Genomic DNA, 23026 nt, shown 5'->3' with positions numbered 1-23026 from the left:
GCACCCGCTTCGGGTGCCGCGCCCTTCGCCGTGTCCTCGACGTCTCTCCGTCGTGTCAGTCCGCGACGGTCGCCGGGACGGGTTCCGCGGTCGGCTCGGCCGAGGTCTCCGCCTTGGCGGCGGCCTTCTTCGCGCGGTTCTTCAGGATCAGCATCGAGGCGAGACCGATCACGACGGCGAGCACCAGGCCGAGCCAGGAGAAGCGCTTGAGCCAGGCCTCGGCGACGATGCCCACCGAGTAGATGACGGCCGTCGTGCCGCCCGCCCAGAGGATGCCGCCGAAGACGTTGGCGATGGCGAACTTCCAGTACGGCATCTTCAGCACGCCCGCGAGCGGTCCGGCGAAGATCCGCAGCAGGGCGACGAAGCGGCCGAAGAAGACCGCCCACATGCCCCACTTCTCGAAGGACCGCTCGGCCAGCCCGATGTTGGCCTCGCTGAAGTGCTTGGGGAACTTCCTCCCCAGCCAGGCGAGCAGCGGCCGCCCGCCCTTGCGGCCGATCGCGTAGCCGATCGAGTCGCCGATGATCGCGCCGGCCGTGGCGCAGGCACCGAGGACGTACGGATTGATGTCGCCGTGCTGCGAGGCCAGCAGGGCCGAGCTCACGAGGACGATCTCGCCGGGCAGCGGGATGCCCAGGCTCTCCAGCCCGATCACCACCCCCACCAGCGCGTAGACGGCGACCGCGGGGATCGTCTCCAGCCACTCCTGGACGTGCAACGCGGATTCCTCCCGTTTCGAGGCGTGCGCCGCGTCGCGCACGCCGGGGCAGCCTACCTGGTCACAGGGGTCGAACCACGACCTCCGCGCGCAGCCTGGGATCGCGGGAGGAGGCTCCCACCCGGACCGTGCGCCGCCCCGTCCCGAGCACCCAGCCGTGGCGTGCGACGTCCCAGGACGAGAGGGTGCGGGCGGCGACGGTCACGGTCACCCGGCGTCGCTCGCCCGGGGCCAGCTCCAGGCGCCGGTATCCCGCCAGGAGCTGCCGCGGCTGGTCGACGCCGAGGGAGGCGAGGTGGGGCGAGGGGCCGAGATAGACCTGGGCCACCTCGATCCCGGCCCGACCGCCGGTGTTCCGCACCGTGAACGTGATCGCGAGCCCGCCGTCGTCGGCCCGCTCGGCCACCAGGCCGTCGTACCCGAACGTGGTGTACGAGAGCCCGTGCCCGAACGGGAACAGCGGCTCCACGTTCTCGGCGTCGTACCAGCGGTGACCGACATGGACGCCCTCGCTGTACTCCTGGATCCCGTCCTGCCCCGGGTAGCGGATCGGGTCGCCCGCCGTGGGGTGCCGGTCCTCCGCGGCGGGGAAGGTCTGGGTGAGCCGTCCGCCGGGGTCGGCGTCGCCGAAGAGGACGGCGGCGGTCGCGGCGGCGCCCGCCTGCCCGGGGTAGTACATCTGCAGCACGGCGGCGCTGCTCTCCAGCCACGGCATGGTGACGGCGGACGAGGTGTTGAGGACGACGGTCGTACGCGGGTTGGCGGCCGTCACGGCGTCGATCAGGGTCTCCTGGTTGCCGGGCAGGGCGAGGCTCGTGCGGTCCTGGCCCTCGGTGGCGTCCTCGTACGCGAAGAACACGACGCTCCGCGCGGCGCGGGCCGCGCTCACGGCCTCCTCGAAGTCCTCCGCCCGCTGGGAGTCGCTGATCGCGCGGAGCCGGAGGAGCTGGCCGGCGGCCCCGCCGCGGGCGGTGACGGTCAGGCGGTGGGTGCCGGCGGTGAGCTCGACGGTGTCGCGGCGGACGGAGAGACCGTCCGGGGCGCGACTCAGCAGTCCTCCCGGGAGCTGCTCGGGGGCGCCGGGGACGACGGGGAAGAGTTCGGTGGAGTCCAGGGTGACGACGGGCCGGGCGCCGCCGTGGTGGAGGTGGAAGGTCCAGCGGTCGGTCTCGGGGACGGTGAGGGTGCCCTCGTACGTCCAGGTGGCCTTGGCGGCGACGGTCCGGTTCTCCAGGTCGGTCGGGGGCTCCGTGGCGGGCAGCGGCCGGCCGAAGAGGTCCAGGCCGAGGGCGTAGGTGACGGTGGCGTCGGCGCCGGCCCGGTCCCGGATCGCGTCGACGGGGCGGGCGGCGGAGTCGGGGACCACGAAGGCACTGCCGCCGCCGCTGACGAAGGGGAGCCGGCCGGTGGGGCCGATGACGGCGAGGGAGCGGGCTGCGGAGCCGGTGAGCGGCAGCATCCGGCCCTTGTTGCGCAGCAGGGTGGCTCCGGCGGTGGCGACGCGCAGGGCGACGGCTGCGCCCGACTCGGCGTCCCGGTCCGGGCGGGTGGCCTCGTCGAGGAGCCCGAACCGTGCCCGTACGGACAGGATGCGGCGCACGGCCCGGTCGACGGTCGCCTCGGTCACCAGGCCGTCCCGCACCGCCTTCTCGAGGGCGTCGCCGTAGCGCGTGCCCCTCGGCATCTCCATGTCGAGGCCGGCGGCGAGGGCGGGGGCGGTGCTGTGCGTGGCGCCCCAGTCGCTCATCACCCAGCCGTCGAAGCGCCAGCGGGTGCGCAGCACATCGGTGAGGAGCACCTGGTTCTCGGAGGAGTGCACGCCGTCGACCTTGTTGTAGGCGGCCATGACGGACCCCACCCCGGCGGCGACGGCGGCCTCGAAGCCGCGCAGCTCGGTCTCGTGGAGGGTCTGCTCGTCGGCTCGTACGTCGAGGGACGTCCGGTCCTTCTCCTGGTTGTTGAGGGCGAAGTGCTTGACCGTGGCGATCAGGCCCTCGTCCTGGATGCCGCGGATCTCCTCGGCGACGAGGTCGGCGGAGAGCAGGGGGTCCTCGGAGAAGGTCTCGAAGTTCCGCCCCGCGTACGGCGTGCGGATCAGATTGACCATCGGGGAGAGCAGCACGTCCTGGCCGAGCGCGCGTCCCTCGCGGCCGATGACCCCGCCGTACGCGCGGGCGAGGTCGGGGTCGAACGCGGCCGCGAGCATGACGGGCGCGGGGAGTGCGGTGGCGGTGCGCTTCACGCGTACTCCCGCCGGTCCGTCGGCGAGCCTCAGCGCGGGCAGGCCCAGTCGCGGCACACCGGGTACGTATCCGGCCTGGCCGAGGCTGTTCGGGTCGGCCGCGCCGTGCAGGAGGGAGACCTTCTCGTCCAAGGTGAGTGCCGCGAGGAGCTCGTCGACCCGGTCGGCCCGGCGGCGCCGCGGATTCGGCCCCGCCGTGTCGGGTCGTACCCGGTTCGCGTGGGCCGGCTTCGCGTGGGCCGGTACGGCCGCGGAGGCCGCGGCGGCGACGGCTCCGCCGAGCAACCACAGGGCGGCCCTGCGCGGCACGCGCCCCTCGGCATGGGCCCGCCCGGGTCCGGAGCGCGCGTGACGCGCGCCCGTTTCGGGGGACGGGTCGGTCTCGGCACCGTCCGACGACAGGTTCGGCTCACGGGAATCGGCCTGTGACAATGCGCTGCTCCTTCGCACGAGGCGGATGCCGCGTATACGCGGTGAGCGCACTATGCGTGACAGGTTGTCATTTTTTCGCCGCATTCCCGCCGACGCGGCCGCCCCCGCACCCGAATTGGCGTGCGGGGGCGGCTCGCGGTGACGTGTCAGGCGTTCGGGCGCAGGGTCCAGACGACCGTCATCTCCCCGGTCACGGCACCGTCCTCGCGCGTGATCGCGATGTGCACCGGGAACTCCGGGCGCGCGCCGGCGTCGAGCTCGGCGACGACGTCGGCGGCCGGGCGGCCGAGGGTGGCGGTGGCCGTGACGACGCCCATCGCGAGCTTCTTGTAGCCGATCTCGGCGGTGACGGCGAGCGGCACCGCGCGGCTCAGCTGGTCACCGAAGGCGGCCAGGACGATCGCGCCGCTGGCGGACTCGGCCAGGGTGAACATGGCTCCGGCGTGCGGGCCGCCGACGTGGTTGTGGTAGTCGGCCTGGTCCGGCAGGCGGACGACGGCTCGCTCGGAAGTGGTCTCCAGGAACTCGAGGTTGAGGGTCCTGGCCATGGGAACCGTGGCGGCGAGCATCTCGCCGACGGACATCTGGTCTGCGCTCATGGAGCGATGTTACCCGCGAGTAGCAGAGATGGCCATCCCCGCCGCCGCGCACCGGCGTGGGGGCGGGCGTAGCAGGGTTCCCGCCACACCTCTATGGTTACTGGCCATGTGGCCAGGACAGCAGCCGCCCGGGGGCGAGCAGAACCCGCAGGACCAGAGTCAGAACCCGTACCAGCAGTCGGGTTACCAGCAGCCGAACCCCTATCAGCAGCCGGGGCACCAACAGCAGCCCGGATACCCTCAGCAGCCGCCGACGCAGCCGGGCTATCCGCAGCAGCCGCCGACGCAGCCGGCCCAGCCCGCGTACCAGCAGCCCAACCCGTACCAGCAGCCGACCGTGCCGCAGTACCAGGTGCCGGGCGTGCCACCGCAGCCGGGCGGTCCCGGTGACGGCAAGAAGAAGCAGACGACGATCATCGCCATCGTCGCCGCGACCGCCGTGGTCGTCGCCGCCGGTGTGACGGGATTCCTGGTCCTCGGCAAGGACGACGAGAAGAAGACCGACGCCGGCGGCGACCCGAAGCCGCCTTCGTCGTCCTCGTCGGCCTCCGGCAAGCCGCAGTCGTCCCCGCCGATCGACAACCCGCGCGACGACGCCCAGCAGCAGCCGACGATCCCGGGCTGGAAGGTCGTCCACAACCCCAAGTACGGCACGCTCTTCGACGTGCCGCCGGAGTGGGAGCTGCTGAAGCCCGGTTCCATCACCTTCTTCGAGGACGAGAAGAAGGGCGACGGCTCGCCGGTCGTCACCATGTCCGCGCCCGCGCGCTTCAAGAGCAATTGGTGCGCGTTCGACACCGACAAGAACGGCACCGAGGAGACCTGGGGCCTGAGCACCGCGGGCACCAAGGGCGGCCAAGGCGCGAAGAACACCGACGAGGCGGCGTTCAACGAGGCCGGCAACTGGGTGTGGGCGGGCTACGCCCAGCACATGCCCAAGGGCACCATCAAGATCACCAAGGCTGTGCCGTACACCACCAAGTCCGGACTCGTCGGCAGCATGTCGACGGCCACCGCCCCGGGGATCAAGAAGCGGAACAAGTGCGAGTCGGACGGCAAGTCCATCGCGTTCTCCTTCAAGAACTCCGCCGGTGACTTCTCGTCGTTCGTGCTCTACGCGGCCGACGGGGTCAAGGACGAGCTGCCGGACGCCACGATCCAGCAGATCCTCTCGACGGTGCGACTGGCCCCGGCCTCGTCCTGACGGACGCCGTACCGGACGAGGTCGTCCGGTATTCGGTTTGGCGGGAGGCGGCGGCGACAGGGATAGTCCCGGGGTGAGAACTCCCGCCGCCTCCCCCCGCACCCCGCTGCTCTCCCGCCGTCCCGAGTGGGCGGGGCGCAACTATCTGCTGCTGACCGCCGCCGCGATGGTCACCAACCTCGGTACCCACGGTGCCCTGATCGCGACGGCGTTCGCCGTGATGGAGTCCGGCGGGGACAGCGGCGACGTCGGCCTGGTGGCCGCGGCCCGCATCGTCCCGCTCGTGCTCTTCCTGCTCATCGGCGGCGCGGTCGCGGACCGGATACCCCGGCACCGGGTGATGGTCGCCGCCAACGCCCTCAACTTCGTCTCCCAGGGCGTCTTCGCCGTCCTCGTCCTGACGGGCGACCCGCAGCTGTGGCAGATGATGCTGCTGACCGCGCTGTGCGGAACGGGCCAGGCGTTCTTCAACCCGGCGGCCGAGGGCATGCTGATGTCCAGCGTCAGCGGCGAGCAGGTCAGTCGCGCCTTCGCCCTGTTCCGGATGGCGATGCACGGCGCCGGCATCGGCGGCGCGGCGCTCGGCGGCGCGTTGATCGCCGCGGTCGGCCCCGGCTGGGTCCTCGCGATCGACGCGGCGGCCTTCGCGTTCGCCGGCGCGCTGCGCGCCTTCCTCGACGTCAGCCACATCGCGAAGCGCGCGGCGGGAGGCGGCCTGCTCGCCGATCTGCGCGAGGGCTGGGACGAGTTCGTCGGACGGCCCTGGCTGTGGTCCATCGTGGCCCAGTTCTCCATCGTCGTGGCGCTCGTCGGCGCGGCCGAGTCCGTCTACGGACCGCTCGTGGCCCGGGACCAGCTCGGCGGCGCCAGGCCCTGGGGAATCGCACTGGCCTTCTTCGGCGTGGGCACGCTCGTCGGCGCCTTCCTGATGATGCGCTGGAAGCCCCGCCGGATGCTCCTCGTGGGCACCCTGGGCGTCTTCCCGATCGCCCTGCCGTCGGCGGCGCTCGCGGTCCCGCTCGACGTGGTGGGTCTCTCGGCCGCGATGTTCGTCAGCGGTGTGGCGATCGAGGTGTTCGGCGTGGCCTGGATGACGACGCTGCACCAGGAGATCCCGGAGGAGAAGCTGTCGCGGGTGTCCGCGTACGACTGGTTCGGCTCGACGGCCATGCTCCCGCTGTCCACGGCGCTCGCGGGCCCTGCGGAGAACCTCTTCGGCCGCAGCGAGGCGCTGTGGGGCTCGGCGACGCTGATCGTGGTGGTGACGGCCCTGGTCCTGCTCGTCCCGGACGTCCGGAACCTGAGGCGCCGTACGAAGGAGGTGGGCGGCTCGACCACCCCCGTGGGCGGCTCGGCCGCCCCCGCGAAGACCGCCGCGCCGACCACGGTCGCGGAGACCCCGACGGCGCACCCGGGCTCCTGACGCCCGCGGGAGTGTTCAGCCGATGCTGAAGGACCCGTCCGGCGGGACCGGGGACGGCACGGCGTCCGTGTCGGTCACGGGGCGGGCGGACCCCGTGAAGCGGGTCAGGGTCGCGCCGTACTCCACGCGTGCGGGGAAGGCGTCCCCGGCCGCGCGCCGGGCCAGACGGGCCGTGTCGATCTCCCGGTCCGAGGCGACCAGGACCGCGTTCCCGAAGCGACGGCCGCGCAGCACCGCCGGTTCGGCGATCAGGGCCAGCTCCGTGAAGACGCTCGCGAAGGTCGCCAGTTGGGAGCGGAGGAAGGCGAACGGCGAACCGTCGGCGAGGTTGGCCGCGTAGACACCGCCCGGCCGCAGCACCCTCCGGGCCTCCCGCGCGTACTCGACGGAGGTCAGATGCGCGGGCACCCGCGAGCCGCCGAAGACATCGGCGACGAGCACGTCCACGGAGGCGTCGTGGGCATCTTCCAGCCAGCTCCGGGCGTCCGCGGCGTGCAGGGTGACCCCCGCGTCGTCGGGCAGCGGGAGGTGTTCCGTCACCAGGTCGAGCAGCCCCCGGTCGGCCTCGACCACGTCCTGGCGGGAGCCGGGTCGGGTCGCGGCCACGTAGCGGGGCAGGGTGAGCGCCCCGCCGCCGAGGTGCAGGACGGCGAGGGGCTCGCCCTCGTCGGCGACGCCGTCGACGACATGGGCGAGCCTGCGGGCGTACTCGAACTCCAGGTGCGTCGGCTCGTCCAGGTCGACGTAGGACTGGGGCGCGCCGTCGACCGTGAGCAGCCAGGCCCGGTCCCGGTCGACGTCGGGCATCAGCTTGGCGGTTCCCCCGTCGACGTCCCGGATGACGGGTATCTGCTCGTTCACGCTCCCATTGTGCCCGCAGGACGGCGACCGCCTCCGCACGGACCGCGGCGGGCGCGGGGGTGGTACGGCCCGCGTTCCGCGGGTGCGGAACGCGGGCCTCCCCGTTCGACCGGGCGCTCAGCCGACGGTCGTGACCGTGCCGGCGCCGACCGTACGGCCGCCCTCACGGATCGCGAAGCCGAGACCCGGCTCCAGCGGGACGTCACGGCCGAGTTCGACGGTCATGGTGACCGTGTCGCCCGGGCGCGCGACCGCCGTCCCGCCGAGGTCGACGTCGCCGACGACGTCCGCGGTCCGGATGTAGAACTGCGGCCGGTAGCCGGTCGAGACGGGGGTGGTGCGACCGCCCTCCTTGCCCGACAGGACGTAGACCTGCGCGGTGAACCGCCGACTCGGTACGACGCTGCCCGGCGCCGCCACCACATGCCCGCGACGGACCGCGTCACGGGCGACACCGCGCAACAGCAGCGCGACGTTGTCGCCGGCCTCGGCCGACTCCATGGGCTTGCCGAAGGTCTCGACCCCGGTGACGACGGTCTCGGTCTCGGCGCCCAGCACCTCCACGCGGTCGCCGACCCGCACCGTCCCGCGCTCGACGGCGCCCGTGACGACGGTGCCGCGGCCGGTGATGGTGAGGACGTTCTCGACGGACATCAGGAACGGCGCGTCCACGTACCGCACGGGCATGGGCACATAGGTGTCCACCGCGTCGAGCAGCGCCTCGATCGCCGCCGTCCAACGCGGGTCGCCCTCCAGGGCCTTGAGTCCGGACACCCGGACGACGGGCACCGAGTCGCCGCCGTAGCCGTGCGCGGTCAGCAGCTCCCGCACCTCCAGCTCGACCAGGTCGGTCAGCTCGTCGTCGCCCGCGTCGGCCTTGTTGAGCGCGACCACGATGTGGTCCACGCCGACCTGACGGGCGAGCAGGACGTGCTCGGCCGTCTGCGGCATGATCCCGTCGAGCGCGGAGACGACGAGGATGGCCCCGTCGAGCTGGGCGGCGCCGGTGACCATGTTCTTGACGTAGTCGGCGTGGCCCGGCATGTCCACGTGGGCGTAGTGGCGGGTGTCGGTCTCGTACTCGACGTGCGCGATGTTGATGGTGATGCCGCGCTGGGCCTCCTCGGGCGCGCGGTCGATGCGGTCGAACGGCACGAAGGTGCCGGTCCCGCGCTCGCTGAGGACCTTGGTGATGGCGGCGGTCAGGGTGGTCTTGCCGTGGTCGACGTGGCCCATGGTGCCGATGTTGAGGTGCGGCTTGGTGCGCACGTATGCCGTCTTGGGCATGGTTCGCTCGTTCCTTGAGCTCGAAGCGTGTGAGGGGACCCCGGGGCCGGACCGACCCTCCCCCTGTGGGGTCCGCCGGACGAGCCGGGGAGGGTCAGCTTCGGGCGCCGTCGAGTGCGACGGCCGCCAGCGCGGCGGCTGCGAACGCAGCGGCGGCGACGGGCGCGACGGCAGCCTTCGGCGCGGCCGCGACTGCGGGACGTGCTTCGAGGAAGGCGTACCGGAACATGTCCACGATCATCCCGGGACCGGCGGTCGCCGTCGAACCATTTTCCGCCGCGCGAGAGTTCAGAGACACCTCAGGCGGTTAGTTCGTCAAGCTGCTGCGGTGAGTTCGACTGGGAAGGCGGTGTGTTCGTCGAACAGTGCGTGGCTCTTGAGGCAGTAGTAGAGCTGTCCGATCATGCGGTTGAAGAGGTTGCGCTGGGCGGATGCGTGCCAGTCGCCGTGGTCGTCACGGCGGCGACGGTAGTGGGCCTTGGCTCCTGGTGAGGCGGTGATGGAGGCGAAGGCCCAGAGGTAGCCGGCATGGTTGAGGCGGTCGTTCTTGACCCATCGGCGGGTGATGCTGGACTTCTTGCCAGAGGCTCTGGTGATGGGCGAGGAGCCGGCGTATGCCTTGAGTCCGCGGGCGTCGGCGAACCGGTTGCGGTCGTCTCCGATCTCGGCGAGCACCCGGGCGCCGAGCTGGATGCCGAGGCCGGGGAAGCTGAGGATGATCTCAGCGTCCGGGTGTTGAGGGAACGTCTCCTCGACCGCCTTGGCGAGTTGGTCGGCGGCGGTGCAGGCGGCCTCTAGCTGGACGAGGAGGGCGAGCATCTGCTTGCCGAGCGCGTCCTCGACGAGCGGCGGCTGATGGGCCCACTCGGCGCGGAAGACTTCGCGGAGGCGGTCGGCTTCGACCTCGATCCCGCGCTGACGGCCGGCGCGTTTGAGGGCGGCCTGGAGCTGGGTGCGGGTCAGCCGGGCTGCCCGGGTTGGTGTGGGAGCGGCCTTGAGGAGTTCCTGGGCCTCGCGCCGGCACAGACCGTTGCGCCAGGGATCGAAGGCGGCCAGGGCGGAGGGGTAGTACTCGCGCAGCAGGGAGCGGAGCTGGTTGGAGATCTGCTGCCGGTTCCAGGTGGCGTCCTGCTGTGCGCGGGCGAGGACAGCGACGGCGCGGGCCAGGTCGGAGTCGTTGGGCAGGGGCCGGTGGGCGTGCATGTCGGTGCGGAGGATGTTCGCCAGGACCAGGGCGTCGCCAGGGTCGGACTTCTTGCGGGAGACGGAGTGACGGTCGCGGTAGTGGGCGGCGGCCAGCGGGTTGATCGCGAAGACCTGGCGCTTGCCGGTCCGCAGGACCGCGACGAGCAGGCCGCGGGCGGTCTCGATTGCGACCGGGATCGGGTTGTCCGCAGTGTCGCCGTACTCGGTGAGCAGGTCGAGCAGGATCTTGTAGCCGGTGGCGTCGTCGGTGATGTGACGTTTGGCCAGGAGCTGGCCGGTGTCGTCGACCAGGGCGACGTCGTGTGTCTTCTCCGCCCAGTCGATGCCGCAGTAGATCAAGGTCCCTCCCGGTAGTGCTGTGCGTGTGTGCTGGTCACGAGCTCGTGCGGAACCACGCAGCGACCTAATCCCAGGACTCGACGCGAGGGTCGGTCCGCCACCTCAGTAGCTGTTCGTGGCACCAGCTCACCCCACGGGCCTCGGTCTCTTGCGGGAGCTCAGACGGCTCGGGAGTATCAAGAGGTCACCGCGCGGCGGGCTCGCACCACCAACACCAACGAGTGATCAAGGGGCTGGTGTTGACGTCCGGAGGCGCCGGGCGCCGCACGATCTGCCGCGAGACCTCGCAGGGGCCCTGATTCGAAAAGACGTCCGTCCGGCGCCCGCGGGCGTCAACATCAGCGACGTGGTGGCGGTCGGGAAGGCACCGAGACCCGCGCGATCTCCGTGGAGGCATCGCGTGCCCCGCTTACGAAAGGCGTCGCCTCGGCACCCGCCCGACCGCCACCACCATGAGCACCAGGACCTCGCGCCACTCTCTGAAGAGGCTTCAACGCCGGGTGCTTGATAGGCGTCACAGGCCTGGTGCTCGAACAGGTCCATGAGCACTCGGCTCTCGGTCCCGCCCTTAAGAAGGGATTAGGTGCTTGAGCGCCTCGCGCACGGAGAGCGGGGCGAGGCGGGCGCGGTTCTCCTCGACGAACGCGCGGACCTCGTCGGGTCCGGTCTTCGCGTACTCGCGCAGGGACCAGCCGATCGCCTTGCGGAGGAAGAAGTCGGTGTCGCCGGCCCGGCGCAGGCAGTAGGAGAACAGCCGCTCGGTGTCGGTCGCGCCCTTGTACGTGAGTTGGTGCAGCAGCGCGGTGCGCGCGACCCACAGGTCGTCGTCCTCGATCCACTCGTCCATCCGCGCGACGAGCGCCGGATCGGCCGCGACGAGGCCGCCGACCACATGGGCGGCGAGGAGGTCGACGGTGTCCCACCAGGAGTCGGTGGTGACGAGCCGAAGGGTGACGGGCAGGAAGCCGGAGGAGCACCGCTTGACGTGACGGCGCAGGTAGTCGACGGCGAAGTAGTGGTACTCCCGCTCGGGCAGCGCGAAGCAGCGCAGCGCGACGGCGGCGCAGTCCGCCTCGTCGGGGCGCGGGGTGCCGTCGAGGACGGTACGGGACAGGGCGCGCCGCTCCGGGGTACGGATGCCGAGGAAGGGGGCGACGCCCTTCATGTACGCGACCATCTCCTGCGCCCGGAAGGGGTCGCCGGCCGCCGGGTAGACCTCGGTGAGACGGGCGAGCACGCTGTCGGCGAGGGCGCTGTCGGGCACGGCGGGCCCAGCGGGCGCGGCGGTCGTCATGCGGCCCAGACTACGGCCCATGACGGACATTACGGCGATCACATGTGTCCGTCGGTTACTCTCCCCGGATGCTCGACCCCGTCACCCGGCCGCCGGGCTCCCTCGCACCGCGCTGCTCCCGGGCTCTGCTGTCGCCCTGGTCGCGGCTGGCCGTGCTCGCCGCGCTCCTCGTCACGGCGGCGACGACCGTGGTCCTGTACGAGCCCCAGCGGCTGCTGTCGGCGGGCTGGCCGCCGCAGATGAGCGGCGTGGGCGCGGTGGTGCTGTTCGCCCTCGCCTACGGGGCGTGCACGGCCGCCTTCGTACCGCGGCCGATCCTGAACCTCGCGGCGGGCGCGCTCTTCGGCACCCAGGCGGGACTTGCGGCGGCGGTGGCCGGGACGGTCCTGGGGGCGGGAATCTCGTTCACCCTGGGGCGAGTTCTCGGGCAGGGCGCGCTGCGGCCACTCCTGCGGGGGCGCTGGCTGAAGGCGGCCGACGGGCAGCTCAGCCGGCACGGGTTCCGCTCGATGCTGGCGATCCGGCTCTTCCCCGGGGTGCCGTTCGCCGCCGCCAACTACTGCGCGGCGGTCTCTCGGATGGGATACGCGCCGTTCCTCCTGGCGACGGCGATCGGCACGATCCCCAACACGGCGGCGTACGTGGTGGCGGGCAGCCAGGCCGCCTCGCCGACCTCGCCCGCCTTCCTGATCTCGATGGGCTTCATCGTCGTCTCCGGCCTCGCCGCGGCGGCGGTCGCCTGGCGCAAACGCCACGGCCTGCGGACGGCGCCGATCCCGGCCGAACCGACCGAGCCGACCGAGCCCCGCCCGCTGGCAGGCGTGGGGGTCTCGCGGGAGGGTTAGGCGCGGACGCGGGTGCCGTGGGCCGCCGATGTGTCGGCCGGGAGCCGGGGCGGGGCAACGCCTGGCCCTATGGGCACGCCGGGGCGGGGCAACGCCTGGGTCCATGGGGACGCCGGGGCGCCATACCCCGACGCGCCTGACCTACCGGCGGACGGCGCGGCGTAGCCGCCGGCCCCGACCGGACGCCTGCCCCAGGACTCAGGCGCGCTTCGCCCGGCCCCGTGGCGCCGGCGGCCTTCGCGGCCCGCGGGCGGCGGCCCGCCCGCGCACCCGCCCCGAGGCCCCTCAGAGCGCTTCGACGATCATGGCGTTCGCCAGGCCGCCCGCCTCGCACATCGCCTGCAGGCCGTACCGGGCGCCGCGGGCCCGCAGGGCGTGGACGAGAGTGGTCGTCAGCCGGGTGCCGCTCGCGCCGAGGGGGTGGCCCAGGGCGATGGCGCCACCGTGGACGTTGACCTTGGCCGGGTCGGCGCCGGTCTCCTGCTGCCAGGCGAGCACCACGCTCGCGAACGCCTCGTTGATCTCGAAGAGATCGATGTCGTCCAGGCCGAGTCCCGCCCTGCGCAGCACCTTCTCCGTCGCGGGGATCACGCCGGTCAGCATCAGCAGCGGGTCGGACCCGGTCACCGCGAAGCTGTGCAGCCGCGCCAGCGGGCGGAGCCCGAGTCGCTCCGCGGTGTCCGCCGCCATGACGAGCACGGCGGAGGCGCCGTCGTTGGTCGGGCTGCTGTTGCCCGCGGTCACCGACCAGTCGATCTGAGGGAACCGCTCGGCGAAGACCGGGTCCTGGAAGGCGGGCCGGAGCCCGGCCAGGATCTGCGGAGTGGTCGTCGGCCGCACCGACTCGTCGCGGCGGACGTCCCCGTACGGGACCACCTCGGCGTCGAAGAGCCCGGCCTCCCAGCTCCGGGCGGCCTTGCCGTGCGAGGCGGCGGCGAACTCGTCCATCGCCTCGCGCCCTGTCGACCACTTCGCCGCGATCAGCTCCGCGCTGATGCCCTGCGGGACCAGCCCCTCGGGGTACCGCGCGGCGACCCCGGGCCCGAAGGGGTCCGCGCCGGGCGGCACGTTCGACCACATCGGGACGCGGCTCATGGACTCGACCCCACAGGCGACGGCGATGTCGTACGCCCCGGAGAGGACGCCCTGGGCCGCGAAGTGCACGGCCTGCTGGGAGGAGCCGCACTGTCGGTCGACGGTCGTGGCGGGCACGGAATCGGGGAAGCCCGCGCCCAGCCAGGCGTACCGGGTGGTGTTCATGGCCTGCTCGCCGACCTGGTCGACCGTTCCGCCGATGACGTCGTCGACGAGGGCGGGGTCGATACCGCTGCGTTCGATCAGCGCGCCGAGGGCGTGGGAGAGCAGGGCGACGGGGTGGGCCTCGGCCAGGGCGCCGTTGGTCTTCCCCCTGCCCATGGGCGTACGGACTGCTTCGACGATGACGGCGTCGCGCATGATGACGGCTCCTCGATCACCTAGTGGGTTGGAAAACTGGATCCAACACTTGGCAGTAACATAGCCCAGTCAGTTTGATTCTCAAACCCTATCCACGCCCCTGCCTTAGGCTGGCCCCATGAAGGCCGCCCCCCGCCCCTGCTCGATCGCCGACGCCCTGACCCTCGTCGGTGAGAAGTACTCGCTGCTCGTGCTGCGCGAGATCTCGCTCGGCGTGCGCCGCTTCGACCGGATCGCGCGGAACACCGGTGCTCCGCGCGACATCCTCACGGCCCGCCTGAAGCGGCTGGTGGAGGCCGGGATCCTGGAGAAGGTGCCGTACAGCGAACGTCCGCAGCGCTTCGAGTACCGGGCCACACCGGCCGGCCAGGAGCTGCAGCCGGTGCTCCTCACGCTCATGGCCTGGGGCGACCGCCACCTGAACCCGAAGGACCGGCCGGTGGTCCTGGAGCACAGCTGCGGCGAGGTGCTCAGCCCCCGGGTCGTGTGCGCCTGTTGCGGCGACGAGGCGGACGCCGCGAGTCTGACCCACCACGTGCGGACCCCGGGCTGGACGACGACCGGTCCCATGGAGACCTGAGATCGGGGCCTTCATCCAGGGACGGTACGCTGCGCAACGACCGGCGGTCGATCTCCGATCCGACCGCCCTTTCTGACCGCACGAGCACATTCGGGACGGCCCTAGCCCCATGAGTTGGTTCGAATCATTCATCCTCGGACTCGTCCAGGGGCTGACGGAGTTCCTTCCCATCTCCTCCAGCGCGCACCTCCGCCTCACCGCCGCCTTCGCCGGCTGGGAGGACCCCGGCGCGGCCTTCACCGCGATCACCCAGATCGGCACGGAGACGGCCGTCCTGATCTACTTCCGCAAGGACATCGCGCGGATCGTCTCGGCCTGGTTCCGCTCGCTGCGGGACAAGTCGATGCGCAGCGACCACGACGCCCAGATGGGCTGGCTGGTGATCGTGGGCTCGATCCCGATCGGCGTGCTCGGCGTGACGCTCAAGGACCAGATCGAGGGCCCGTTCCGTGATCTGCGGCTGATCGCCACGACCCTCATCGTCATGGGCATCGTCCTCGGCATCGCGGACCGGCTCGCCGCCCGCGACGAGGTCGGCGGGAAGCACCGCGTCGTCCGCGAGCGCAAGACGCTCAAGGACCTCGGCGTGAGGGACGGCCTGATCTTCGGCGTCTGCCAGGCGATGGCCCTGATCCCCGGCGTCTCCCGCTCCGGCGCGACGATCTCCGGTGGTCTGCTCATGGGCTACACCCGCGAGGCCGCGGCCCGGTACTCGTTCCTGCTGGCCATCCCGGCGGTGCTCGCCTCCGGCGCCTACGAGCTGAAGGACGCGGGCGAGGGCCATGTGTCCTGGGGTCCGACGATCTTCGCCACGATCATCGCGTTCGCCGTCGGATACGCGGTGATCGCCTGGTTCATGAAGTTCATCACGACCAAGAGCTTCATGCCGTTCGTGATCTACCGGATCCTGCTCGGCATCGTCCTGTTCATCCTCGTCGGCACGGACGTCCTCAGCCCCCACGCGGGCGAGTCCGGCCACTGACGTCAGGCCTCGCACGGGCCGGAGCCCGTCCGCGAGCGTCGGTGGTCGAGCGACCACCGGCGCGCGGACGGGCTCATGTCCGTTCGGGTGGGGACCGGGTTCCGCGCCGATCGGGACGGGTCGCCGGACTCGGGGGGTTCTCCGGCGACTCTTCTCTGGTGCGCCCCTGCCGAAGGGACGCGACGATCCTCCCGCCGGGAGGGGAGACCGGCGAGCGTGTGCGCGCCGCATGTCGACGCGTTCCGTTCACACCCCGTGCGAACCGACCGCGAGAACCGGACCGGGCGCGTGGCAACCCCGTGAACCGGGCCGGTGTCGGGCCGCCGCGTGAACCGGACCTCTCGGCCCTGCGCGCATCGGCGGCATGAAGCCGCCGTCTCCACCGTCCGGTGTGATCCGCCGGGCGCGATCCGGGGGCTCGTCGCACCCTGGAACCATGGCCTGGCAAGCACCCATCGTCATCCACCGCCCCTCCCCCGACGGCGGGCGACGCGTCACGGTCCGCGGGCAGATCGTGGGCCTCGCGCACAACGACACGGACCTCGTCGAGTTCCTGCGTCGAGCCGGACTCGAGGACGCCGACATGATCCTCGACGACCCGCATCTGGTGGAGTGGCGCGGCGGCCGTCCCCACCGGTGGGAGGCCGCCTAGCAGGTGCCGCGCACGGGGCTCGTCACGCCTGGGAGTCGTACGGGACCCGGGCGATCTCCCGGATCCCGCCCAGCGTCCCCCACTCGTTGCGGCCGAGCCGGGTCAGCGGGCGCATGCGCGTGACCTCGGGGTGTCCGTCCACCATCACGGACTCGTCCACGGCCGCGTGCACCACGCGCCCGAAGACGACGGTCGAGTCCCCGATCCGCAGGGTGCTGTGCAGCTCGCACTCCAGCGCCACCGGAGCATGTGCCACCCGCGGCGGCTTCACCCGCAGGCTCGGCTCGCGTTCCACGCCGCAGGCGTCGAACTCGCTCACCCCGCGCGGAAAGTCCGTCGCCGTGGCGTTGATCTGCTCGAAGAGCGGCTCGGGCGCGAAGTTCACGACGAAGGCGCCGGTGTCCTCGATGTTGCGCAGCGAGTCCTTGCGCCCCACCGAGGTGAACTGGACCACCGGCGGAGTCACCGACGAGATCGTGAAGAAGGAGTGCGGGGCCAGATTGTCGGTCCCGTCGGCCGATGTCGTGGAGATCCAGGCGATCGGCCGGGGCACGACGGTGGCGGTGAGCAGCCGGTAGAAGGTGTTCCGGTCGCTCAGGGCGGGATCGATGTCGATGCGCATGACGCAAAGTATGACCGGTATCCGACCAGGCCCTCGCCGCACGGCTCTTGGCCCCGTGCCTCCCCCTGCCCGACACTGTGCCGATGACACAGCGCGTGGATCTCGCGACCGTGATGGACCGGCTGGCCATCGACGACCTCGTCACCGGGTACGCGGTGGCCGTGGACGACTCCGACTGGACGGGCTACCGGGCGCTGTTCACGCGCGACGGCAGAGCCGACTACCGCGACTCCGGCGGTGTCGAGGGCCCGGCGGCCGAGGTCGCCGACTGGCTCGAGGAGACGATGCGGCTCTTCCCGATGCGCCAGCACCTGATCGTGAACCGCCGGGTGACCATCCAGGACCTCGGCGGCTACCCGGGCGACACGGCCGAGGTCAGGGCCGACTACGTGAACCCGATGCGCTTCGAGTCGGGCGAGGACTTCGTCTGCGGCGGCCGGTACACGTTCTCCCTGCTCCGGACGGACGCCGGATGGCGCCTCAGCTCGGTCGTCGTTCGGGAGAAGTGGCGCCGCGCCTAGGCGCGGGGCAGGAGTACGCGGCGCACACTGGAGGCGACACCTGGAGGCGCTGCGTGGGAATTGCGTTCGGCCGGCGCGGCACCGGCGCGGAGCACGGGTCCGGTGCCGGTGGCCGGCGCCCGCACCGGGCCCGTGCGGCAGCCGAGGACGGGGCGGGCACGGGAGGCGGAACCCCGGAGGACGGGCCGTCCGAGGGCGCGCCGTCCCGGACCCTGCGGACGCCTCACCGCGCCGCCCGCGCCGCGCTCGCGGTCGTGGCGGGCGCCCTGCCCGCGCTCGCCTTCCCGGCGCCCGGCCTCTGGTGGTTCGCCTACATCGCCCTCGTCCCGTGGCTGCTGCTGCTCCGTTCCGCGCCCACCGCGCGCCGCGCGGCCCTGGAGGGCTGGCTGGGCGGCATCGGCTTCATGGCGGCCATGCACCACTGGCTGATGCCGAGCCTGCACGTCTTCCTTCTCGTACTGGCCGCGCTGCTCGGGTTGTTGTGGGTGCCCTGGGGTTGGCTGGTGCGGGCGATGCTCGGGGACGGACCGTCCGGTACGCGTGCCGCCGCCGCGCTCCTGGTCGTCCCTTCCGGCTGGCTGATGATCGAACTGGTCCGCTCCTGGGAGGCTTTGGGCGGGCCGTGGGGTCTGTTGGGCGCGAGTCAGTGGCAGGTCGCACCGGCGCTGCGGCTGGCCTCCGTCGGCGGCGTATGGCTCGTCTCCCTGCTGGTGGTGGCGGTCAACACGGCCGTGGCGCTCCTTGTGGTGTCGGCGGCCGCCGTTCGGATGACGGCCCTGGTGGGACTCGTGGTGTGCGCGCTCACCGTCGGCGTGGTCTGGTGGGGTGTCGGGCCACCTCGGGAGCAGGGGACGGCGCGGATCGCCGTCGTACAGCCGGGGGTGTACGACGGATCCGGTGGCGCCGAACGGCGGTTCGCGCGGGGCGAGGAGTTGACGCGTGAACTGGTCGGCCAGGACCTGGATCTGGTGGTCTGGGGCGAGAGCAGCGTAGGCGCCGATCTGGCCACCCGACCCGACCTCGCCGCCCGGCTGACGGCGCTCTCCCGCGCGGTGGACGCGCCGATCCTGGTCAATGTGGACGCCCGCCGATCCGACCGGCCCGGCATCTTCAAGAGCGCCGTGCTGATCGGTGAGCAGGGCCCCACCGGCGACCGCTACGACAAGATGCGGCTGGTGCCGTTCGGCGAGTACATCCCGCTGCGCCCGGTCCTGGGCTGGGTGACATCGGTCGGCAAGGCGGCGGGTGAGGACCGGCGGCGCGGCACCGAGCCCGTGGTGATGAGCCTGCCGGCCGACGGAGCCGACCCGGCGCTGCGGATCGGCCCGCTGGTCTGCTTCGAGTCGGCCTTCCCCGACATGTCACGCCGTCTGACCCGCGACGGCGCGGACGTGCTGATCGCCCAGTCGGCGACCTCGACCTTCCAGCACAGCTGGGCGCCCGCCCAGCATGCCTCGCTCGCGGCGCTGCGCGCGGCGGAGTCGGGCCGTCCGATGGTGCATGCGACGCTGACCGGCGTCAGCGCCGTGTACGGTCCCGACGGCCGCCGGATCGGTACGACGCTGGGCACCGATCGCAGCGCGGCGGCCGTCTACGAAGTGCCCCTCTCGCGGACGACCACCGGCTACGCGCGCTTCGGCGACTGGCCGCTGTACGGCGCCCTGACCGTGCTGGCGGCGCTGTGCGCCGCCGAGGGCATGGGCGCGCTCAGGAGGCCTGAGTCAGGGCCTCGCGCACGACGCGCTCGCACAGCTCGTGGGTCGCCAGAGCGTCCCTCGCACTGAGCTGCTCACCTGCCCGTACGGCGTCGAGGAAGGCGAGGACGGCCTGCTCGATGCCGCGCTGACGGGCCACCGGCACCCAGTCCCCGCGGCGCCGGACGGTCGGCTGGCCCTTGTGGTCGACGACGTCCGCGAGGTTGAGGACCTGGCGCTTGGTGTCCTGGCCGGAGACCTCCAGGATCTCCTCGGTGGAGCCGTTCATCCGGTTCATCATGCCGATGGCGGTGAATCCGTCGCCGGAGAGCTGGAGCACGACGTGGTGCATGAGTCCGTCGCGGATCCGGGCCCGTACGTCCGTGTGCTCCACCTCTCCGGGCAGCAGGAAGCGCAGGGTGTCGACGACGTGGATGAAGTCGTCGAGGACGAGGGTGCGCGGGTCCTCGGGCAGGCCGATCCGGTTCTTCTGCATGAGGATGAGCTCGCGCGGGTGGTCCAGGCACTGCGCGTAGCCGGGCGCCAGGCGTCGGTTGAAGCCGACGGTCAGGCTCACCGCGCGCTCCTCGGCCAGCTCCACGAGCCGCTCGGATTCGGCGTACTCGTACGCCAGCGGCTTGTCGACATAGGTCGCCACCCCTGCCTGGAGGAGTCGGGTGACGATCTCGGCGTGTGCGGAGGTCGGCGCATGCACGAACGCGGCGTCGAGGCCGGCGGAGAGCAGCGAGTCGAGATCGCTGTGGCGCCGCACGGCCGGCACGTGATGGATCTCGGCGACCCGATCCAGGGTGGCTCGCGTCCGCGTCTGCAGATGGAGTTCGACCCCGGGGAGGGCGGCGAGGACCGGGAGATATGCCTTCTGTGCGATGTCGCCGAGTCCGATGCAGCCGACCTTCACGGGGTCTCCCTAGCGCTGGGTGATCTGTCGTTCGCGCTGGTCAGCTTACTCGTGCGCGGTCGGCGGCCAACGGCGGCCGCCAGTCGGCGATGCCGTCGAAACCGCGCAGGACGAGGCCGGGTCCGAAGCGGGAGACGGCGGCGATGAGCCCGTTGCGCAGGGCGACGGCGGGCGGTGCGGAGAGAAGCGCGAGCCGGCCCGTCCGGGCGGCCTTGCGGACGATCGCCGTGGTGCGCGGCAACCGGTCGGCGGTGTACGCGGCCAGTGCCCGGCTCGGCCGAACTCCCGGGCCGGCGTGGTGGGCGAGGACGATCGCGTCCTCGATGGCCTGGTTGCCGCCCTGGCCGAGGGTGGGCTCCATCGCGTGGGCCGCGTCGCCGAGGAGGGCGACGCGACCGCGGTGGAAGGCGGGCAGGGGTGTGGGCATGTGGTGGACATCGTGGCGCAGGACGCCGTCCGGGTCGACGGCGGCGAGGATCTCGGGCACCGGGTGGTGCCAGTCTCCGAAGAGGCGCAGGAGTTCGGCCTTCTCGTCGTCGTGGGCGCGGGCGCCTTCGGGGGCGGCGGCCATCGCGTAGGCGTAGATGCGGCCGTCCTTGAGGGGCTGGGTTCCCCAGAGGCGGCCCGGGCCCCAGGTCTCGTGCGGAGGGAAGGGGCTCTGGGGGGCGGGTACGACGACGCGCCAGGTGGTGAAGCCGGAGTACTCGGGACCCGCGTGGTCGGGGAAGAGGGCGCGGCGGAGCGTGGAGTGGATGCCGTCGGCGCCGATGACCAGTTCGGCCTCGATGTCTCCGTCGGGGGTGCGGACGACGGCGGGCCTGTCGTCGTCACCCGGATCGGCGAGGAGTGCGGCCACCCCGGTCCGTACGACTCCCTCGGGGAGTGCCGAGAGGAGGAGATCGACGAGGGTGGCGCGGTGGAGCAGGACGAGGGGGCCGCCGAAGCGGTCGGCGGCTGCCTTGGCGCTGGTGCGGGCGAGCCAGCGGCCGTCGGGGGTGCGCATTCCGCCGTCGCCCTGCCAGGCGGACAGTTCGCGTACGCGGTCGCCGAGCCCGATGACGTCCAGGGCGCGCTGGGAGTTGGGGGCGAGGCCGATGCCGGCCCCGACGGGGGTGAGGGCGGCGGCGCGTTCGAGGACGGTGACGTTCCAGCCGCTCTGCTGGAGGGCGACGGCGGCGGTGAGTCCGCCGATGCCTGCCCCGACGACGACGGCACGGTGCTGTTCCATGACTGCTCCCTCGGAAACTACAGCTGTAGTGACTTCTCGAACGTACTACAGGTGTAGTCAGGCCGGTAGTAGGTTGTGCCCATGACCGCACGCACCCCCCGGCCCGACGCCTCCCCCTCTCCGGACTCGCCCGCCACGGGCTCTCCCGCCGCGTCGGGCTCCCGCGCCGAGCGGATCGGGGACGCCGCCCTCGACCTGCTCGTCGAACGCGGGATGCGGGGGCTCACCCACCGGGCGGTCGACGAGCGGGCGGGGCTGCCGCAGGGCTCGACGTCCAACCACGCCCGCACCCGCCAGGCCCTGCTGGAGACGGCGGTCCGCCGTCAGGTCGAGCTGGAGGCCCGGGTCCTCACCCCGCGCGAGATGCCGGGTCCGGACGCCCGGGCCGGAGAGCTGGTGGACGCCCTCTCGCTCGCCCTGCACCGGTATCTCACCGACCACCGCGCGCTGCTCGTCTCCCGCTACGAACTCGCCCTGGAGGCCACTCGCCGCCCCGAGCTGCGCACCTTCTTCGACGCGGCGGGGTCGGCGTTCCACGGACCGCTGATCGCGATGATGGCGGACGCCGGCTCCCGCTCCCCCGAGCGGCATGCACTGTCCCTGATCGCCTGGTGCGAGGGGCTGATGTTCTCCTGCGCGGCGGGTTCGTTCCACTCCGCCGTGCCGAGCCGGGCCGAACTGCGCGTCGGGTTCGACGAGTTGTTGCGCGGAATGCTGGGCGGGTGACCGCGCCGGGTCCCCTGGCGCCCTCCCCGGTCATCGGCGACGATGCCGGGCATGACCTCTGTGGACCACACCGCACGCACCGAACCGTCGACCACCGCGGGCGAGCGCGAGATGCTCGAAGGCTGGCTGGACTACCACCGCCACACGCTCGCCGTGAAATGCGAGGGGCTGACCGAGCCCCAGCTGCGCACGGCCTCCGCCCCGCCGTCCGATCTCAGTCTGCTCGGCCTGGTCCGCCACATGTCCGAGGTGGAACGCGGCTGGTTCCGGCGGGTACTGGCCGACGAGCGGCCGGGCCGGATCTACGGCACCGACGAGGACCGCGACCGCGCCTTCCACCTCACCGCGGCGGACACCTGGGACGAGGCGTACGCGACCTGGCAGGGCGAGATCGCACGGGCCCGCGAGCTCGCCGCGGCGCACCACCTCGACGACCCGGCCAAGGGCGAGCACCGCAGCGGCGAGACGTTCAACCTGCGCTGGATCTACACCCACATGATCGAGGAGTACGCGCGTCACAACGGCCACGCGGATCTGCTGCGCGAGCGGATCGACGGGGCCACGGGCGACTAGCGGAGCCGGCGGAGCACGGCCTGCCCGGACGGCGGCGGTGCGGCGGAAGGGCGTCGCACGACGGCGCGCGTCACCCCGTTCGCGGTGATCACTCGTGCGGGGCATTCCCCGTCGGTAGGGGCGCGAAGATCATCGACCGACCAGCAGAGTTGCGCGGGTGCATGCAACGAGAACCTCAGCGATGATCCTGGCCGGAATGGCCGTCGCCGCCCTCTCCGGCTGCGTCTCGGTCGAGACAGGGCCTCCCGTCCCCGAACCGCCCCAGGAGGTCAGTCGACCGTCCGAGCACGTGGACGTGGCCCCGCAGATCGTCGAGGGACCGGCCCGCGAGGCTCTCGAAGCGGCACTGCCCCCTCCCCCGCCGCCCTCGCCCCGCGCGGCCTCGGAGCACCACAGGGGGAACGGGAAGGGGAACGGGGGCGGGTCCGGGGCTTCGACGGGCAGGCAGCGACCTCCGTCCGTACCGCACCAGCACGGCCGCCCACCGGCGGCGAAGGCCCCCGACGCGCCCGAGCCGCCCCGCTCCCGGGCGGACGTCTGCGAGCTGGGCGAGCGGTACGGCGGCTGGCACCCCGGAAGCGACCAGGCCAGGATCTGCCGCGGTACGTACAGGAAGTGAGA

Annotated in this window: 23 protein-coding genes; 11 read left to right on the top strand and 12 right to left on the bottom strand. The window is 72.3% G+C overall.

Annotated elements, in window-relative coordinates; all coding sequences use genetic code 11:
• Window positions 1-55: 55 nt before the first annotated feature.
• The 3 genes from ACFQ7Q_RS24405 to ACFQ7Q_RS24395 all read right to left on the bottom strand — a co-directional run bounded on the left by ACFQ7Q_RS24405 (window position 56) and on the right by ACFQ7Q_RS24395 (window position 3994).
• Complete coding sequence (locus ACFQ7Q_RS24405) at window positions 56-721, bottom strand: DedA family protein (protein WP_383558724.1); 666 nt, start codon at window positions 719-721, stop codon at window positions 56-58.
• Window positions 722-782: 61 nt separating this feature from the next.
• Window positions 783-3395 carry a beta-glucosidase gene (locus tag ACFQ7Q_RS24400; RefSeq protein WP_383558721.1) on the bottom strand — a complete coding sequence of 871 codons (2613 nt, stop codon included), beginning with the start codon at window positions 3393-3395 and terminating at the stop codon, window positions 783-785.
• Window positions 3396-3541: 146 nt separating this feature from the next.
• The gene (locus ACFQ7Q_RS24395) at window positions 3542-3994 is read right to left on the bottom strand and encodes a DUF4442 domain-containing protein (RefSeq protein WP_329123227.1); all 453 of its coding nucleotides are present in this window, start codon (window positions 3992-3994) and stop codon (window positions 3542-3544) included.
• Window positions 3995-4100: 106 nt separating this feature from the next.
• Between ACFQ7Q_RS24395 and ACFQ7Q_RS24390 the strand changes: the two genes are divergently transcribed.
• Together ACFQ7Q_RS24390 and ACFQ7Q_RS24385 are read left to right on the top strand one after the other, a co-directional pair.
• Window positions 4101-5198, top strand: a complete 1098-nt coding sequence (locus tag ACFQ7Q_RS24390; RefSeq protein ID WP_383558719.1) for a hypothetical protein — start codon at window positions 4101-4103, stop codon at window positions 5196-5198.
• Between the two features lie 73 nt (window positions 5199-5271).
• A complete protein-coding gene (locus ACFQ7Q_RS24385; RefSeq protein ID WP_383558717.1) occupies window positions 5272-6621 on the top strand; it encodes an MFS transporter in 1350 nt (449 codons plus the stop codon).
• 15 nt (window positions 6622-6636) lie between these two features.
• On the opposite strand, the gene ACFQ7Q_RS24380 is transcribed toward ACFQ7Q_RS24385, so the two are convergent.
• From ACFQ7Q_RS24380 to ACFQ7Q_RS24360, 5 genes are all read right to left on the bottom strand, one after another.
• Complete coding sequence (locus tag ACFQ7Q_RS24380; protein ID WP_383558715.1) at window positions 6637-7482, bottom strand: spermidine synthase; 846 nt, start codon at window positions 7480-7482, stop codon at window positions 6637-6639.
• Between the two features lie 117 nt (window positions 7483-7599).
• Window positions 7600-8769 carry an elongation factor Tu gene (tuf, locus tag ACFQ7Q_RS24375; protein ID WP_383558713.1) on the bottom strand — a complete coding sequence of 390 codons (1170 nt, stop codon included), beginning with the start codon at window positions 8767-8769 and terminating at the stop codon, window positions 7600-7602.
• A gap of 94 nt (window positions 8770-8863) precedes the next feature.
• Window positions 8864-9067, bottom strand: a complete 204-nt coding sequence (locus ACFQ7Q_RS24370; protein WP_383558711.1) for a hypothetical protein — start codon at window positions 9065-9067, stop codon at window positions 8864-8866.
• Between the two features lie 17 nt (window positions 9068-9084).
• Window positions 9085-10314, bottom strand: coding sequence for an IS110 family transposase (locus ACFQ7Q_RS24365; RefSeq protein ID WP_383558709.1), 1230 nt, complete (start codon window positions 10312-10314; stop codon window positions 9085-9087).
• Between the two features lie 568 nt (window positions 10315-10882).
• Window positions 10883-11608: a DNA alkylation repair protein gene (locus ACFQ7Q_RS24360; RefSeq protein ID WP_383558707.1), complete on the bottom strand. Its 726-nt coding sequence runs from the start codon at window positions 11606-11608 to the stop codon at window positions 10883-10885.
• A 68-nt stretch (window positions 11609-11676) separates the two neighbouring features.
• On the opposite strand from ACFQ7Q_RS24360, the gene ACFQ7Q_RS24355 reads away from it, so the two are divergent.
• Window positions 11677-12453 (top strand): TVP38/TMEM64 family protein, encoded by a 777-nt coding sequence (locus tag ACFQ7Q_RS24355; protein ID WP_383558706.1) that lies wholly within the window; start codon window positions 11677-11679, stop codon window positions 12451-12453.
• A gap of 285 nt (window positions 12454-12738) precedes the next feature.
• On the opposite strand, the gene ACFQ7Q_RS24350 is transcribed toward ACFQ7Q_RS24355, so the two are convergent.
• On the bottom strand, window positions 12739-13908 hold the full coding sequence (locus tag ACFQ7Q_RS24350) for a thiolase family protein (RefSeq protein ID WP_383558704.1): 1170 nt from the start codon (window positions 13906-13908) through the stop codon (window positions 12739-12741).
• Window positions 13909-14026: 118 nt separating this feature from the next.
• Between ACFQ7Q_RS24350 and ACFQ7Q_RS24345 the strand changes: the two genes are divergently transcribed.
• The 3 genes from ACFQ7Q_RS24345 (at window position 14027) to ACFQ7Q_RS24335 (ending at window position 16122) form a co-directional block, all read left to right on the top strand.
• Window positions 14027-14488 carry a winged helix-turn-helix transcriptional regulator gene (locus ACFQ7Q_RS24345; RefSeq protein WP_383558702.1) on the top strand — a complete coding sequence of 154 codons (462 nt, stop codon included), beginning with the start codon at window positions 14027-14029 and terminating at the stop codon, window positions 14486-14488.
• A 109-nt stretch (window positions 14489-14597) separates the two neighbouring features.
• Window positions 14598-15470, top strand: coding sequence for an undecaprenyl-diphosphate phosphatase (locus ACFQ7Q_RS24340; RefSeq protein ID WP_383558700.1), 873 nt, complete (start codon window positions 14598-14600; stop codon window positions 15468-15470).
• A 436-nt stretch (window positions 15471-15906) separates the two neighbouring features.
• Entirely contained in the window at window positions 15907-16122 is a 216-nt protein-coding gene (locus ACFQ7Q_RS24335; protein ID WP_329123203.1) for a hypothetical protein, read from the top strand.
• Between the two features lie 22 nt (window positions 16123-16144).
• Here the strand turns inward: ACFQ7Q_RS24335 and ACFQ7Q_RS24330 are convergent, their stop codons facing one another.
• A complete protein-coding gene (locus ACFQ7Q_RS24330; protein ID WP_383558699.1) occupies window positions 16145-16744 on the bottom strand; it encodes a flavin reductase family protein in 600 nt (199 codons plus the stop codon).
• A gap of 83 nt (window positions 16745-16827) precedes the next feature.
• On the opposite strand from ACFQ7Q_RS24330, the gene ACFQ7Q_RS24325 reads away from it, so the two are divergent.
• Together ACFQ7Q_RS24325 and lnt are read left to right on the top strand one after the other, a co-directional pair.
• Window positions 16828-17265, top strand: coding sequence for a nuclear transport factor 2 family protein (locus ACFQ7Q_RS24325; protein ID WP_383558697.1), 438 nt, complete (start codon window positions 16828-16830; stop codon window positions 17263-17265).
• 212 nt (window positions 17266-17477) lie between these two features.
• Window positions 17478-19049: an apolipoprotein N-acyltransferase gene (gene lnt / locus ACFQ7Q_RS24320; RefSeq protein ID WP_383558723.1), complete on the top strand. Its 1572-nt coding sequence runs from the start codon at window positions 17478-17480 to the stop codon at window positions 19047-19049.
• Here lnt and ACFQ7Q_RS24315 read toward each other — a convergent pair.
• Both ACFQ7Q_RS24315 and ACFQ7Q_RS24310 read right to left on the bottom strand, forming a co-directional pair.
• Entirely contained in the window at window positions 18973-19878 is a 906-nt protein-coding gene (locus ACFQ7Q_RS24315; protein WP_383558695.1) for a Gfo/Idh/MocA family protein, read from the bottom strand. The genes lnt and ACFQ7Q_RS24315 overlap by 77 nt on opposite strands.
• Before the next feature lie 40 nt (window positions 19879-19918).
• Complete coding sequence (locus ACFQ7Q_RS24310) at window positions 19919-21106, bottom strand: FAD-dependent monooxygenase (protein WP_383558693.1); 1188 nt, start codon at window positions 21104-21106, stop codon at window positions 19919-19921.
• Window positions 21107-21187: 81 nt separating this feature from the next.
• Here ACFQ7Q_RS24310 and ACFQ7Q_RS24305 point away from each other — a divergent pair, with 81 nt between their 5' ends.
• The 3 genes from ACFQ7Q_RS24305 to ACFQ7Q_RS24295 all read left to right on the top strand — a co-directional run bounded on the left by ACFQ7Q_RS24305 (window position 21188) and on the right by ACFQ7Q_RS24295 (window position 23024).
• Window positions 21188-21832: a TetR/AcrR family transcriptional regulator gene (locus ACFQ7Q_RS24305; RefSeq protein ID WP_383558692.1), complete on the top strand. Its 645-nt coding sequence runs from the start codon at window positions 21188-21190 to the stop codon at window positions 21830-21832.
• Between the two features lie 42 nt (window positions 21833-21874).
• Window positions 21875-22405: a DinB family protein gene (locus ACFQ7Q_RS24300; RefSeq protein WP_383558691.1), complete on the top strand. Its 531-nt coding sequence runs from the start codon at window positions 21875-21877 to the stop codon at window positions 22403-22405.
• A gap of 181 nt (window positions 22406-22586) precedes the next feature.
• A complete protein-coding gene (locus tag ACFQ7Q_RS24295) occupies window positions 22587-23024 on the top strand; it encodes a hypothetical protein (RefSeq protein ID WP_383558689.1) in 438 nt (145 codons plus the stop codon).
• Window positions 23025-23026: the final 2 nt, after the last annotated feature.

This window comes from Streptomyces sp. NPDC056527 (genome assembly GCF_042794475.1).
Taxonomy (GTDB): Bacteria; Actinomycetota; Actinomycetes; order Streptomycetales; family Streptomycetaceae; genus Streptomyces.
Note: the sequence above shows the minus strand (reverse complement) of the source record. Positions and strands in the feature narration are given on the sequence as shown.

Coding starts and splice junctions, on each gene's coding strand:
- ACFQ7Q_RS24395 (WP_329123227.1), bottom strand. CDS start 3,994: ATGAGCGCAGACCAGATGTCCGTCGGCGAGATGCTCGCCGCCACGGTT.
- ACFQ7Q_RS24390 (WP_383558719.1), top strand. CDS start 4,101: ATGTGGCCAGGACAGCAGCCGCCCGGGGGCGAGCAGAACCCGCAGGAC.
- tuf (WP_383558713.1), bottom strand. CDS start 8,769: ATGCCCAAGACGGCATACGTGCGCACCAAGCCGCACCTCAACATCGGC.
- ACFQ7Q_RS24360 (WP_383558707.1), bottom strand. CDS start 11,608: ATGACGACCGCCGCGCCCGCTGGGCCCGCCGTGCCCGACAGCGCCCTC.
- ACFQ7Q_RS24355 (WP_383558706.1), top strand. CDS start 11,677: ATGCTCGACCCCGTCACCCGGCCGCCGGGCTCCCTCGCACCGCGCTGC.
- ACFQ7Q_RS24350 (WP_383558704.1), bottom strand. CDS start 13,908: ATGCGCGACGCCGTCATCGTCGAAGCAGTCCGTACGCCCATGGGCAGG.
- ACFQ7Q_RS24345 (WP_383558702.1), top strand. CDS start 14,027: ATGAAGGCCGCCCCCCGCCCCTGCTCGATCGCCGACGCCCTGACCCTC.
- ACFQ7Q_RS24340 (WP_383558700.1), top strand. CDS start 14,598: ATGAGTTGGTTCGAATCATTCATCCTCGGACTCGTCCAGGGGCTGACG.
- ACFQ7Q_RS24335 (WP_329123203.1), top strand. CDS start 15,907: ATGGCCTGGCAAGCACCCATCGTCATCCACCGCCCCTCCCCCGACGGC.
- ACFQ7Q_RS24330 (WP_383558699.1), bottom strand. CDS start 16,744: ATGCGCATCGACATCGATCCCGCCCTGAGCGACCGGAACACCTTCTAC.
- ACFQ7Q_RS24325 (WP_383558697.1), top strand. CDS start 16,828: ATGACACAGCGCGTGGATCTCGCGACCGTGATGGACCGGCTGGCCATC.
- ACFQ7Q_RS24310 (WP_383558693.1), bottom strand. CDS start 21,106: ATGGAACAGCACCGTGCCGTCGTCGTCGGGGCAGGCATCGGCGGACTC.
- ACFQ7Q_RS24305 (WP_383558692.1), top strand. CDS start 21,188: ATGACCGCACGCACCCCCCGGCCCGACGCCTCCCCCTCTCCGGACTCG.
- ACFQ7Q_RS24300 (WP_383558691.1), top strand. CDS start 21,875: ATGCCGGGCATGACCTCTGTGGACCACACCGCACGCACCGAACCGTCG.
- ACFQ7Q_RS24295 (WP_383558689.1), top strand. CDS start 22,587: ATGATCCTGGCCGGAATGGCCGTCGCCGCCCTCTCCGGCTGCGTCTCG.